The sequence below is a fragment of the Desmonostoc vinosum genome (genome assembly GCF_059505385.1).
Genome location: NZ_JCACKM010000075.1, coordinates 19,607 through 34,015, shown reverse-complemented (window position 1 = coordinate 34,015; position 14,409 = coordinate 19,607). Strand labels below are relative to the sequence as shown.

Below are 14,409 nucleotides of genomic sequence, written 5' to 3'. Positions count from 1 at the left end.
AAGAAGCGAATAAATTATTACCTGCGATCGCTAAATTATTCGGTTTAGGATAATCCCAATATGTAGTCTTGTCATTTGTCACTAGTTATATTAATTATCAGCAGTAGCTATGGCAACACCGCTCGTAGACAAAATCACCACACCCAAAGAGCAGCGATTTCTCTTACCTGGTTATTACACTTGGGAAGAATTTGAGCAAATAGAAGCCTTAACAGCAGATGCACCAGGTTTACGAATAACTTATCTTGATGGGTGTGTAGAGTTTATGACTCTTGGTGAAGAACATGAAATGATTAAAAGTGTTCTGGCTATATTGCTAGAAGCGTACTTTTTTGAAAAAGGGATAAATTTTATCCCTGTAGGTAGTGCTACTCGTAGGGCTAAAGAAAAGAGTGCCTCCTTTGAGCCTGATGAGTCTTATTATCTAGGGGAAAAGAAACAAAACCCTGATTTAGCAATTGAAGTGAATATTACTAGTGGCAATATAGATAAACTAGAAAAATACAAGCGATTTAAAATTACAGAAGTTTGGTTTTGGGAAAACAATCAGTTGTCTATATATCATCTTAAAAATGATCAATATGAGCAAATTTTTGACAGTGAATTGCTACCAGAGTTAAGTATCGATTTATTAACCCGTTGTGTTTTAATACCCTCAATAATTGAAGCCAGAATAGAATTACTTAAAGGGATTTACGAAGTATAAAACTCATATTTGATTTTTGAAAAAACTCCGTATATCTAGAAAATCTCTCTTCCCCTACTCCCTGCCTAAGCAAATAATTTCGTAAATCAAGTCAGATTCCTATAGCGATGTTAGTCAGAGATTAAATATGAACTTGCCTCTCAAACATCCACAACGCATTTCTGTAGTTGGTACAAGCGGTTCAGGTAAAACGACATTAGCCAAGCAAATATCTCAACGCCTCGCCATACCTCATGTGGAATTAGACTATCTACACTGGGAACCTAATTGGGTAGAAACACCAGATGATGTCATGCGTGAGCGAGTTTCTCAAGCAGTATCTGGTAAAAGCTGGGTAGTAGATGGAAATTACAGCAAGATGCGCGATATCGTTTGGGGACGAGCAGATACAGTTGTTTGGTTAGACTATTCTTTCCCTGTAGTGATGAGTCGCATCGTGTGGCGAACCATTTCGCGGATAGTGACACAACAGGAAGTTTGTAATGGCAACTGCGAAACGTGGAAAACATCTTTCTTTGGTCGGGATTCGATTGTATTATGGGCGCTAACAACCTACGGTAAAAATCGCCAGAAATATTCATTATTATTGCAAGAACCTGAATATAGCTATCTCAACCTTGTACATTTGCGATCGCCCACATCAGCCCAAAGTTGGTTATTAAGTTTAATCTTGAATATTTGAATATTTGATTTAAAGAAAGTCAGTTGAGCCAAATGGTATGGTGAACCCTACTAAGCTGTTCCACATATAACTTGCATAATTAGGGCGGGCAAGATGCCCACCCCACAAGAGTTTTATTTAATTTGATTATGTAATTTAGATGTTTTTTAGCTTAGCGCAAAAAGATGGCAGGCCATTCCCCAAACACGAGTTAATTCATCAAGCTGGTTTTGCATAGTCTTAGTTACTGCCGTATTGCTAGAGGTTCTACAAACCAAAGGCTCTTTTGTGGCAACTGCTAAAATACGTCGCCTTGTTAGTCAGATGACTGCCCATCCCGTCGCCCTAGTTCGTAAATACCGGAAGCAATACAGGCGAGTATGCCCATGCTAATTGCCCAACCGCGGCCTAAACCGATTTCTATACCCCAGTTACATAAAGCACCAACTATCAAAAAAGGCACAATGCTAAATAATGAAGCGTAGAAAGCATTTTGGGATTCTCTGGCTTGACGAGTTCTCTCAAATTCTAATTTGCTGGTATAAAGCGATCGCTCGGCAAAGTTAAACCACCGATTTAGTTGTTCTATCACCCATTCACTAACTGGGTTAAAAGCCAAATATAACGACAATGACCACAAACTCGCGCCAGCAATTGCGATCGTGTCTAACTCAAAACGGAAAGGAAAAATTTCAGTCAGCATGGCTTGGGTGCGTCCTGCGAAGGTTTAACTTAACCTCTTATCGATGCTTACTCGACCTCTTCAGCAATTTTAAGCATAAAGGTTAACAAGATTTTCACCGCTTGGCAAATTTGCATGATTGGGGATTGGGGATTGGGGACTGGGGATTGGGGATTGGGGATTGGGGATTGGGGACTGGGGACTGGGGATTGGGGACTGGGGATTGTTTATTCTCCCTCATCCCCCTCATCCCCCTCATCCTCCTCATCCTCCTCATCCCCCCAGTCCCAAATATGTAATATTATGTAAAGTGATATAAACAATTGTAAATAAAAAAATGAAAGATCAGGTGATAGTTATTGTTGGTGCTACTGGTGGTATTGGTTCAGCCTTAACTCACAAACTTGCTAATACAGAGGCCAAGTTGGTATTAGCTGCGAGGGATGCAGTTCGTTTAACAGCACTCGCAAGTGAGTTACCAGGATCAAATTTGACCGTTCCTTGTGATATCACTGATCCGCAACAAGTAGACGCTTTGATAGAAAAAGTTATTGCTGAGTTTGGTCAAATAGATGTTTTGGTGAATGCTGCTGGTGCTGGTATTCTCAAACCATATAACAACCTCGAACCAGATGATTTGGAAAAAATGCTAGATGTTAACCTCAAAGGCAGCTTTTACACCACTCAGGCGGCTGCTAAAGAAATGCAAAAGCGTAAATCCGGTCACATTTGTAACGTGATTGGCATTCTCGGCAAACATTCGATGGCAATGGCAGCAGCTTATTCTGCTTCTAAGTTTGGTGTTGTCGGGTTTAGCAAGTGTATGGCAGAAGAACTTAAACGCTTTGGTGTCAAATTCACGCTATTCTACTTTGGGGGTGTAGATTCTCCTTTCTGGGACAACGTAAGTTTAAAAGTAGACCGGAAAAAAATGCTTTCTCCTGAAACTGCTGCCAATGCAATTTTTTTTGCACTTTCTGCCGAACCGCAAGCTGTACCAATGGAAATAAATATTCAACCTGATAATCATTTGTTTTTTTAGATTAAAAGACTATTCAGTATGTTTAAATAATTATTGCTTAGGAAATATACGGAAATCTAGCAAAAAAGGCAAAATTTACAAATAGATAAGCTGTTATGCTGGATTTTCAAATTTTATGGAAATTGATCACGTTCACTTCTATGTAGAGGATGCCAAAACCTGGCGAGACTGGTTTTTACACCATCTGGGTTTTCAGTCTGTAGATAGTAGTATCAATTCATTTCACACTTGTACAGAAGTGGTGAAAAGCGGTAACGTTCAGTTTCTCTTGTCTTCACCCCTGTTACCCACAAGTCCAGTAGCTGAGTTTCTACTTCAGCACCCGCCTGGGGTTGCGGATGTGGCTTTTGCAGTCGAAAATGTAGAATTAGCGATCGCTCAAGCTCAGGCACAGGGGGCCAAAATTCTCCAACCTATCCAAGAATACCAAATTGGCGCTAGAACCTTTAAGTCGGGCAAAATTGCTGCTTGGGGTGCATTGACACATACTTTGATAGAAAAGCCCCTAGTTAGTAGTCAAGCACAACTAACAACCATAGATCATGTAGTTCTGAATGTGGCAGTTGGCGATTTAGAACGTGCCGTTGACTGGTACGAAAACATTTTAGGTTTTCAACCCCAGCAGATGTTTAAAATTAAAACTGATCGCTCTGCTTTGCATAGTCAAGTGATGGTTTCGCCTAACGGTAGCGTTCAATTACCAATTAATGAACCAGCCTCCAGCAATTCTCAAATCCAAGAATTTCTAGATGTCAACAAAGGGCCTGGGATTCAGCATATCGCTTTGAAAACAACTAATCTAGTAAATGCGATCGCTAAATTTCGCACTCAGGGTTTATCTTTACTCGCAGTTCCTCAAACTTACTACACACGTCTCAAACAGCGTCCAGGCTTTACCCTCTCAAACCAAGAACTCGAAGCGATCGCTCAACAAGAAATTTTAGTAGATTGGAACGAAGATGTTCAAAACGCTGTCCTACTGCAAATTTTTACCCAACCTATTTTTGGACAGCCCACCTTTTTCTTTGAATTTATCGAACGCAGATTTCAAGCTCAAGGTTTTGGTGAAGGTAACTTCCGCGCCTTATTTGAAGCTATTGAAAGCGAACAAATCAAACGCGGTACTTTGTCTTGAGAGTAGGAGTATCGTACACGAGTCCGGTTGCCTATGACTACGAGTTCTTTATCTTTACGGTGGATGAGTTGAATCGGGATAAACTTGAGAAACTGTGACAGGAGATAGAGAGAAATTAAGTTATTTTTATCGCTTTCTGGTGGCATTTCAACCAACTCTCTATCCACAAGTTCATAGCGAGTATCGGTGTCATCGTTATAAGCCAGATACTCGTCTAGAGTAAGTTTCTTGACTGCTATGGTTATAAACTTGTTACTTAATCGTCACTCTCAAACCATATTTTACCTTTTTGTAATGAGTTACGTCCCACTTTTGAGTAGTGGTGTTTTGCAATACCTTAGTACCAAGCTCTGCAATATATATTACTTTTATTACAAATTATTTAATTTTGGAAAAATGTAATTATAGTCGCCTTGACTTGATATAAGATATTTACGTATTAATACATAGAAAAATTCACCTAAGCTTAAAAAGTTAACAAACACCTTCAAGATATACACAAACCACACTTAGCTTAAAGATGGTGCAGTAGTTAGGCAAATAAAAGTAAATATAGAAATTCTCTTTATTTTCTGATGAGGTTATTGTCGTCTCTATTGGATTGTGAACAATATTAACCAAAATAATTAGGAATTTTTATGGATAAGAGTGATCTGATTGTATCTTCAATTGATGTCCCAATCTCTGCTGTATTAGGTGAAACTATTCCTGTATCTTGGACGGTTACTAACGAAGGTGTAGTTTCTACCTTAACTGATTGGTATGATTACATCTACATTTCCGATGACGAATTCCTCGACTTTAAAGATACCTTTGTTAGCGGTGTCTTAACTGGGGAGAATACACCCCTAGCAGTGGGGGCAAGTTATACCATCAACAAAGATATCTTGCTTCCTAGTTCCAAAACAGGCGATCGCTATTTATTATTCATCGCTGATGGGGGTAACGACGAGAAGGAAACTGATGACACTAATAATGTACTGCCAAAGCCAGTTTCCTTTACAGGTACAGATTTAGTAGTATCTTCAGCTAAAATCTTATCCTCCAATGCATCAAATAATACAATTTCTTTGTCTTGGACAGTCACCAACCAAGGCGCAGTTTCTGCCCTTGCTGATTGGTATGACTATATCTATATTTCCAATGACAATTTCCTTGACTATAGTGATACTTTTGTCGGTCGTACCTCAATTACAGAGAATACACCCCTAGCAGCAGGAGCAAGTTATACCAAAACCCAAGATATTGTCATTCCTACAACTACAAAAGATGCTCGCTATTTGTTGTTTGTTACCGACAGAGGCAACAACCAAGTTGAAGCCGATAATAGCAATAATGTACTAGCAATTATAGGTACAGATTTAATAGTGTCTTCAGCCCAAGCCCCAACCTCTGCTGTTTTAGGAGAAACTATTAATGTGTCTTGGACAGTCACCAACCAAGGTGCAGTTGCTACTTTCTCTGATTATTTCTCTGATTATAAGTGGTCAGACCAAGTATATATTTCTGAAGACGAATTTCTTGATGATAGCGATAGTGGTATCAGCACAACGTCGGAAATAGAAAATACACCCCTACTAGCAGGAGCCAGTTATACCGTAAACCAGGATATTACCCTTAACGGTGGCAAAGCAGGCGATTACTATTTATTATTTGTCGCAAATGATTATAGCTTTGGGAAGCGACAAAGTGAAAGCGATGAAACCAACAATGTATTAGCAAAGCCTATTACCCTAAGTGCCCCAGATTTGGTAGTAACTTCAGCTAACGCTCCCACCTCGGCCGTATTAGGTGATACAATCTCTGTATCTTGGACACTTACAAATCAAGGTACGGTTCCTGCCTTCCCTTATTATTGGTTTGACACCATCTACGTTTCCGATGACGAGTTACTAGATGACAGTGATACCCTTGTCAGTTTCATTATCAGAGAAGACTATACACCAATAGCAGCAGGGGCTAGCTATACTTTCAACCGAGATATTTTACTTCCTAGCACTAAAACAGGCGATCGCTTTTTGTTATTTACCGCCTTTGAATTGTCATACAACAACAGAAGTGAAATCAATGAAACTAATAATTTACTCGCAAAAGCAATTACCTTAAACGCGCCAGACTTGGTTGTATCTTCAGCCGATGCTCCAACTTCTGCCGTAGTAGGTGAAACTATTAATGTGTCTTGGACAGTCACCAACCAGAGTACATTTCCTGCTGCTGCTACTGGAATTGATGACTTATATAATTCTAGGTCTGATAACGTTTATATTTCTAGCGACGAGTTCCTTGATGAGTCTGATACCGTTCTCACTTCCTTCTCTATAGAAGAGAATATGCCGCTAGCAGCAGGGGCTAGTTATACCATCAGCAAAGACATCGGCCTTCCCCAAAATAGAGCAGGCAATCAGTATTTGTTATTTCGTGCCGATGCAAGCAATTTCCAAAGTGAAAGCAACAAAACCAACAATATTCTGGCAAAAGCAATTAATATATCTGCCCCAGATTTGGTAGTGACTTCAGCCAACACCCCAATCTCTATTTTATCAGGTGAGGCTATTAATGTGTCTTGGACAGTCACTAATCAAGGTATAGTTTCTGCATTGTCTGGGTGGTATACTTCAGTATACATTTCTGACGACGAGTTTTTAGATGACAGTGATATCTCTCTATTCGGATATTCTCCGACATCACCAACACCTTTACTAGCAGCAGGCGCAAGTTATACCGTAAGCAAAGACATTTTTATTCCCTACACCAAAACAGGTGAGAAAATAGGCGATCGCTATCTATTATTTGTCGCAAATCAAGGCAACATACCAGGTGAGAGCGATACAACCAATAATGTACTAGCAAAGCCAATCACCATAAAAGGCCCAGATTTGACAGTCTCTTCAGCTGAAATCCCCAACCCTGCTGTATTACGCGAAACTGACACCACTATCAGAACTAACACGATAAATGTGTCTTACACTATCACCAACCAAGGTACAACTGCTGCCACAAACTTTTGGTGGGACACGATATATCTTTCCGAAGATGAGTTCTTCAATTTTGGTGATATTGAAATTATTGACACCTTGACATCATTCGAGAGTTCATTAGCACCAGGAGCCAGTTATACCAGAAACTTCGATGTTTATATCCCCAGTTACGCATTAAACTACAACTATTTGCTATTTACTACTGATTCATTAAGCTTTAAAAGTGAAACAGATGAAAGCAACAATGTACTTGCAAAAGAAATTACCTTTGTCAAGCCAGATTTAATAGTATCTGCTGCTCAAACCCCCACCTCTGTTGCTTTAGGTGAAACTATTAATGTGTCTTGGACAGTTACTAATCAAGGTGCAGTTTCTGCTTTCTCGGAGTCTTTAACTGACTATGTCTACATTTCTGACGACGAGTTTCTTGATAATAGTGATTCCGTTGTTGGGAATGAAATCAGTATAGAAGCACCGATCGCAGCCGGGGCTAGTTATACCAAAAACCAAGATATCACCTTGCTCGACACCAAAGTAGGCGATCGCTATTTGTTATTTGTCACAAATGGATACCAATCCCAACGTGAGACTGATGAAAGTAATAACATACTAGCAAAGCTAATCACTATAAATGCCCCAAATGCTCAAGTTTTAAACGGTACACCAAGACGCGACAAGCTTATAGGCTCTAATGACAGAGATATCATCACTGGCTTTCAAGGTGCAGATATTCTTCAAGGTGGTGCTGGTAAAGACCTGTTTGTTTATACCTCTTTGCGGGATGCTGGTGATAAGATTATTGATTTTGTTCCAGGTACAGATAAAATTGTCTTGAGCAAGCTGTTCGATAACCTAAACTCAGATGGCTTAGACTATAACCGACTAAAAGAGCAACGCTACTTAAGTTTTAAAGCTCAGGGCAGCAATACAACTATCCTTATTGACCCAGATGGCTCAAATAGTCGCTCTCGACCTACAACGTTACTGACGGTAGAAAATGTACCTCTAAGTAGCTTAACTAACGCAGATAACTTTATATTCTAAAAAGAAAGCTAATCACTCAGTTCCAATTCCCAATCCTCTTAAAAAATAGTCAATCGATATGTGCCACGTTCCTGGGGATTATTTGAAGTCACAATAATATAGTAGGTGTCATCTTCAGGCAATTTAGCTCGATCAATCAGGGCGCTATACTTGCCATCTTTGTCAATATCCGCAGCAATTCTCTGTCCTTTGGAATTGAGTAAAACTATGTAAGGCGAAAACTCTTCATTGATACTATCTACGCGAATGCTAACTAATTGATTTTTTTTGCCTTGAAACTGCGAAACATTGTAAGGGCTACCATTTTGTCTGAGGATTGAGCTTTGGGCGGTGAGTTCGCCGAGTTCATCTAAGGTATAGCTGGCTCGATCATTCCTCAAAGCTATACTATAACGACCTGTATCTTTAGGATTGCGGCTGGTGACTGCGATCGTGTAAGTACCTCTAGCAGGCAATCTCACAAATACAAATGCATCCTTAATTGCACTATTTGCCCCTCCACTACCTCTTTTTAAAAGAACTTTATTGTCGGGATCAAGTAAAAACATAAAAGGATTCAAACTCAAGTTGTTTGAGCGACGTTGATCCGTACTACCGCCTAATCTAATTTGTAATAATTGGTTTTCTCTACCTTCAAACTGATAGAAATGAAAATATCTACCTTGGGAGAGAAAATCACCTCTTGACAAAATACCAAAAGCGATATCTACAAAGTTAATTTCTCTAAAAGGCAAACTTCGAGCGGAAATAGGCGAACTTTGAGTTGCTGGGGTAATTGGCTGACGACCTCTTTGTATGGGACGCGTAGAACCGCCTTCTGTTGGCTGTGGCGTTGGGTTTGAATTTCGCGGTCTCGATGGCTGGGGTATTGGGTTGGTATTTCTCGGTCTTGGTTGTGGCGTTGGGTTTGAATTTCGCGGTCTCGATGGCTGGGGTATTGGGTTGGTATTTCTCGGTCTTGGTTGTGGCGTTGGGCTTGAATTTCGCGGTCTCGATGGTTGGGGCTGGGGTGTAGTTGTCGAACCACCTTCTGTGGGTTGCGGCGTCGGGCTGGCATCTACCGGAGATGGTTGGGGTGTGGATGTAGAACTACCTTCTGTAGGTTGCGGCGTTGAAGTAGGGGGTACCCGAACAGGTATGGGTGAATCGATGGGTTGTTTGGGTTGGGGAGGTTGAGAGGGTACAGAAACAGGGATTTGTTCGATTCCTTGTTGTACTGCTTCTGGTTGCCTTTCATCTGGTGTTTTGGCAATTTGGAATTCTCTTGACGGGATTCCTAAAGCGAATATAGGTAAGAGATAACTGGCTATTAACAAACTACTGCTAAGAGAAAAAATTAAAGCTAAGTTAAATCTGAAAAAAGATGTTTTGTTGATTTTTCTTACCATAATTTTATTTTTAATCAGGTAGGTTGCAATTGAATTTATTTGATGACTTGCAAATAATCTCATTTTTTATTTTAAAGTGTTTGGTTACTCGAAGGCTGATGATTTTATACTCTGCGATCGCCCCGGCAACTTCATAGCAAAAATATGCGTCCTGAATTAGGATATACATGAACTGCCATGGATTCCCAGTATGATCTGCTGCCTGAATCCCGATTGTACCAATCCTCAGAATCCTGATGGTCATGAGCATTGCCAAACTTGTGGAACACCTTTAATACCACTGTTGAGGGGTCATTATCGTGTCATCAAAGTGCTATCCGATGAAGGTGGATTTAGCAGAACCTATCTTGCGGAAGATGTGGATAAACTCAATGAGTGGTGTGTTGTCAAACAATTCGCTCCCAAAGTTCAAGAAACTTCAGTTTTAAAAAAAGCGGTTGAGTTGTTTAAAGAAGAAGCTCAAAGACTGCAACTTTTAGGAGAACATCAACAAATTCCTACGCTTTTGGCTTACTTCGAGCAAGATAATTACTTATTTTTAGTGCAGCAATTTATCGATGGCAAAAACTTATTACAAGAATTGCAACAAGGAGTTACATATAGTGAAGGTAAAATCTACCAACTTTTGTTAGATATATTACCTGTCCTCCAATTTATTCACGATCGCGGCGTCATCCATCGGGATATCAAGCCACAGAATATTATCCGCCGTCGCAGTGACGGACGCTTCGTACTAATTGATTTTGGTTCTGCCAAACAATTAACAGCAGCAGCAACAGGACAAACTAAATTGGGCACTAGCATCGGCTCACATGGTTATACACCCATAGAGCAAATGCAGGATGGCAAAGCATACCCAGCCAGTGACTTGTTTAGCTTAGGTGCAACTTGCTTTCATCTGGTAACTGGCGTTCGCCCATCGAAATTATGGGTAAACCAGGGTTATAGCTGGGTTGAGTCTTGGCAACTACATTGGAGTCACTCAGTCAACAACTCAAGCATCAACCTGACTGCAATCTTAGATAAACTTTTAGCAACAGATATTCATCATCGTTATCAATCAGCAGCTGAAGTCATCAAAGACTTGACAAATGAGCAATTACCACCATCAGAACCCACAAACTTACTCACATCCTCACCAACCACCTTATTCTCAACATCGGCAACCACACTCACAACCTCGCGAACAACCCAAAAACCTGTTCCACCGACATTATTAAACGACAAACTCAAAAAAAAATTATTGATAAATGCTGCGATCGTTTTATTGGGATTAGGAGGAGTTTGGTTTTTACAATTTATTCCGCAACTAATTACCCAATCATCAACAACTTCTCATCAACCCATAACCTTAAAAGGTCATGCCAGCGATGTCAATTCCGTCGCCTTTGCCCCCGATGGACAAACTCTAGCCAGCGGCAGCGATGACAAAACAATCAAACTGTGGAATCTCGCAATAGGCAAAGAAATCCGCACCCTCAAAGGTCACTCTGGGTGGATTTGGGCTGTTGCTTTTACTCGTGATAGTAAAACCCTTGCTAGTGCAGGCGCTGACAAAACAATTAAACTGTGGAATCTCGCAACAGGTGAAGAAATCCGCAACCTCAAAGGGCATTCTCAAGGAGTAGCAAGTATTGCCTTTAGCCCTGATAATAAAATCCTAGCCAGTGGCAGCTTAGATAAAAATATCAAACTGTGGAACTTAGCAACCGGAAAACTGATCCGCACCTTAGAGGGACATTCTCAGGCAGTTGCCAGCGTCGCCTTCAGTCCCGATGGCAAAACCCTGGCTAGCGGCAGTTGGGACAAGACAATTAAACTGTGGAATCTAGCCACAGGAAAAGTAACTCGCACCTTAGAAGGACATACAGATTTAGTTCTCTCTGTTGCCTTCAGTCCTGATGGGACAACCCTCGCCAGCGGTAGTAAAGACCAGACAATTAAACTATGGGATTTAGCCACAGGAGAAACAATTCGTACCTTCAAAGGGCATTCTGATAAAATTAACTCCGTCGCCTTCAACAAAACCGCAAACGACATCACCCTTGTCAGCGGCAGTACCGACAACACTATCAAAATCTGGAATCCTGCCACCGGAAAAGAAATTCGCACTTTAAAACAAGATTCCGGCTATATTTACTCTGTAGCCATCAGCCCAGATGGAAAGACAATTGCCAGTGGCGGTAGCGCTGATAATCTTATCAAGATTTGGCGGACATTTGAATAATTCGTAACTCATATCATGTCCGGCTAATCACTTATCATAAAAATTTCTCCCTTGTCCCCCTTCGGGTGACGCTCGCAAGCTCGCTAACGCAGTCGCCTGCGGAGGGAAACCCTCCTTTACTCGCTGTCTCACCGCGTCTCCCTATCTCCGCGTCAGCCCAATCATAAGTCTTTAAACGGACATGATATCACCTGCCTATTCCCTCTTAATATTACTATTTCACAACAAACCCAAGAGGAACTCTGGTAAGAATGGGATTTCTCTTATAGACTAAATCTTGCTAATAATTCTTCACGAGATAATTGTAAACACAAAGGCGTAAATTCTTCTGGAGATAAAAGTAATAAACTATCAACAACTCTCGACAGCTCTTCATCCATAGAAGCAAACCTGTATCTCAACAAATTTTCTATAACTTGCCGACGTTCCTGCTGTACTCCTTGCTGTACTCCTTCTTGGACAGCTTGCGCTCTGGCTTCTTGATAAGCTTGAGTTAAATTCATAATTAGCTCTTGATCCTCTTGAGTTAATTCGAGCTTGCTCATAACGCTGATTCGCCATCTATAAACTATTTCTAGAACATTACGCCGCACTAGGTTCTCTGGTGGTAGGGCAACTAATTCTTTAACTGCTTGCTGTTGCACACTTCCCCTACCCAAAAGCCGAAACCATAGTGTTTCTTGTGTCACAGGTAATTCGTTAATGGCGATGATTGCTGTTCGCAAACTTTCAGGCAGAAAATATACTCCAGATAGCCAGTTTTCTAATCTTAGTTTAGCGCCAAAACTTTCTAGCAATCCTGGGGACGCTGACGGTGATAAAATCCACAACCGCGCCAAATCATCCTCTAGTAAAGTTGTATTTTCTCGCTTAGCTTGGCGTTGGCTATCAGCAATCACTTCTAAAAGCTTCAATAGGCAATTGCGTACTTCTGTTTTGCTGGGTTGATTGCGAAATGGTTCGAGTAAAGCTGTATTCAGTAAAGCTATTGTTCCTAATAGTCCGAGATTTTGGGCTTGATTTAGAGATGTGGGTGCTGGTGAAAACAAAATATCGACTTGTCGAGCCTCATCAATCACTTCTTTGTTGGCTTCTACTTTACCCAAGGGTGATAGTAGTTCTTCTAAAAATTGCTTGGCGAACTGATCGTGAGGTTTGCGGGTCATGTTTGCTGACAAGTATAAAAATGTACTTAATATTTATCTATCAGAAAAGCGATCGCCTGATTCAGTTCTTGTGCAAAGTCGTGTCATAGGTATAACCCAACTGCCGAAAATCTAGAACATCAGCAGGTGTGACGACATCATCCGCCGCCAACTTAGGCAATAAAGACAATATCCCTTGAGGGATAAAATTGTTTTGTCTAGAAACATTACCATCCCAAGGCCACATTGGGTCATTGAGATTGTTTCCTAAAGGCACTCTAGGCGCTTGATTTTTAGGGTAAAAATTAGCACCTGTATGCCCGTCATCTTGCCATTCAGCCCACAGACGATCTACGTTAGAGTGATTCAACCAGAAAATCGGATCATAGGGAGAACTGAGAATGCTATTCATAGTGCCCAAAATCTGAATTTGATGATCTCGAAATGGCAAAATATTTAGATACTTCACCTTAGCACCACCAATAATTCCATGAGCATAGTTGTGAAGTGTCCAATCAGGAACCAAATTACCTGACTTATCAATAGAAGTATCACCTTCTAAAAGAGCGCGGAAAATTTCGTAATTATCAACTTTTTTGAGTGCCGCAATTTTTTCTTGAGGTATGGGATAGCGATCAAATGGCGGTATCTTCACAAAGCGTAATAAGTGAGTTCCTAAAGATGATTGATGAATAGGTTCAATATGGAGATTTTCATTGAGTACCCAGTTGGCCATCGCACCTGTTTGCACAAAACCACCTTCAAAATTCCCCACTCCTGGAATTTTAACGATTATTCCCTGACCTTTTGACCCTAAAAAATCCTCTCGCAAAATTACATCTAAAGCTTTGGCATCAGTCCAATCCCAATAAGGGACTGTAACACTAGGGTCAATAGTTTGCAATGCTTGCTCTAGTCGCAGTAAATATTCACGATGCCAAGGCAGAAATGCAGGCATAGCATGAGCGATGTTGATTTTCGCACTCATGAACTCCATCAACCCCACATGCAAACTGACAAACTCATCGTAAATACTAATAGAACTACCTTTTCGATACGTGTTTTTGAGAGTATTTAACGCATGAACAAATGCTGCTTTCTCCTTTGATGTCAGGTTAACCGCGTTCTTGCGAACACGTAGATTAGTATATAAACTAACTTCTGGATAAACCCTCACACTTACAGGTGTATCAAGACTAGGAAGTTGATACCGTTCTTCAACATGAGCATACGCCACTTGTAGACCCAAACTACAAGCTAGTATCACCCCAAAAATCAAAATTAATAACCTTTTGAAAGCAGAACTCAAATTACTTCTAGATTAAGACTTTACAAAACGTGATACGTCAAGCCCCCGTTTAGAAAACGGGGAATATTAAGTGCATTAGCTATAGGGTGCGT

The 14,409-nt window shown here is 40.6% G+C and carries 12 protein-coding genes; 7 read left to right on the top strand and 5 right to left on the bottom strand.

Annotation, left to right across the window (positions count from 1 at the left end):
• Positions 1-109 precede the first annotated feature (109 nt).
• Positions 110-706, top strand: a complete 597-nt coding sequence (locus AC5JMF_RS13260) for a Uma2 family endonuclease (RefSeq protein ID WP_495796188.1) — start codon at positions 110-112, stop codon at positions 704-706.
• 127 nt (positions 707-833) lie between these two features.
• Complete coding sequence (locus AC5JMF_RS13255) at positions 834-1,388, top strand: EutP/PduV family microcompartment system protein (RefSeq protein ID WP_495796187.1); 555 nt, start codon at positions 834-836, stop codon at positions 1,386-1,388.
• A 295-nt stretch (positions 1,389-1,683) separates the two neighbouring features.
• On the opposite strand, the gene AC5JMF_RS13250 is transcribed toward AC5JMF_RS13255, so the two are convergent.
• The gene (locus AC5JMF_RS13250; RefSeq protein ID WP_495796186.1) at positions 1,684-2,070 is read right to left on the bottom strand and encodes a hypothetical protein; all 387 of its coding nucleotides are present in this window, start codon (positions 2,068-2,070) and stop codon (positions 1,684-1,686) included.
• Between the two features lie 316 nt (positions 2,071-2,386).
• On the opposite strand from AC5JMF_RS13250, the gene AC5JMF_RS13245 reads away from it, so the two are divergent.
• Both AC5JMF_RS13245 and hppD read left to right on the top strand, forming a co-directional pair.
• On the top strand, positions 2,387-3,091 hold the full coding sequence (locus AC5JMF_RS13245; protein WP_495796185.1) for an SDR family oxidoreductase: 705 nt from the start codon (positions 2,387-2,389) through the stop codon (positions 3,089-3,091).
• Positions 3,092-3,206: 115 nt separating this feature from the next.
• Positions 3,207-4,226 (top strand): 4-hydroxyphenylpyruvate dioxygenase, encoded by a 1,020-nt coding sequence (gene hppD / locus AC5JMF_RS13240; RefSeq protein ID WP_495796184.1) that lies wholly within the window; start codon positions 3,207-3,209, stop codon positions 4,224-4,226.
• Here the strand turns inward: hppD and AC5JMF_RS13235 are convergent.
• Positions 4,145-4,381: a hypothetical protein gene (locus AC5JMF_RS13235; protein ID WP_495796189.1), complete on the bottom strand. Its 237-nt coding sequence runs from the start codon at positions 4,379-4,381 to the stop codon at positions 4,145-4,147. The genes hppD and AC5JMF_RS13235 overlap by 82 nt on opposite strands.
• Between AC5JMF_RS13235 and AC5JMF_RS13230 the strand changes: the two genes are divergently transcribed.
• Positions 4,321-4,449, top strand: coding sequence for a hypothetical protein (locus AC5JMF_RS13230; protein ID WP_495796190.1), 129 nt, complete (start codon positions 4,321-4,323; stop codon positions 4,447-4,449). The genes AC5JMF_RS13235 and AC5JMF_RS13230 overlap by 61 nt on opposite strands.
• A 415-nt stretch (positions 4,450-4,864) precedes the next feature.
• Complete coding sequence (locus AC5JMF_RS13225) at positions 4,865-8,248, top strand: CARDB domain-containing protein (protein WP_495796183.1); 3,384 nt, start codon at positions 4,865-4,867, stop codon at positions 8,246-8,248.
• A 38-nt stretch (positions 8,249-8,286) separates the two neighbouring features.
• On the opposite strand, the gene AC5JMF_RS13220 is transcribed toward AC5JMF_RS13225, so the two are convergent.
• The gene (locus AC5JMF_RS13220; protein WP_495796182.1) at positions 8,287-9,636 is read right to left on the bottom strand and encodes a PPC domain-containing protein; all 1,350 of its coding nucleotides are present in this window, start codon (positions 9,634-9,636) and stop codon (positions 8,287-8,289) included.
• A gap of 190 nt (positions 9,637-9,826) precedes the next feature.
• Here AC5JMF_RS13220 and AC5JMF_RS13215 point away from each other — a divergent pair, with 190 nt between their 5' ends.
• Positions 9,827-11,863 (top strand): protein kinase domain-containing protein, encoded by a 2,037-nt coding sequence (locus tag AC5JMF_RS13215; RefSeq protein ID WP_495796181.1) that lies wholly within the window; start codon positions 9,827-9,829, stop codon positions 11,861-11,863.
• Positions 11,864-12,126: 263 nt separating this feature from the next.
• Here AC5JMF_RS13215 and AC5JMF_RS13210 read toward each other — a convergent pair whose 3' ends face one another.
• Positions 12,127-13,029: a hypothetical protein gene (locus AC5JMF_RS13210; RefSeq protein WP_495796180.1), complete on the bottom strand. Its 903-nt coding sequence runs from the start codon at positions 13,027-13,029 to the stop codon at positions 12,127-12,129.
• Positions 13,030-13,090: 61 nt separating this feature from the next.
• Positions 13,091-14,287, bottom strand: coding sequence for a tyrosinase family protein (locus tag AC5JMF_RS13205; protein ID WP_495796179.1), 1,197 nt, complete (start codon positions 14,285-14,287; stop codon positions 13,091-13,093).
• Between the last annotated feature and the right edge of the window lie 122 nt (positions 14,288-14,409).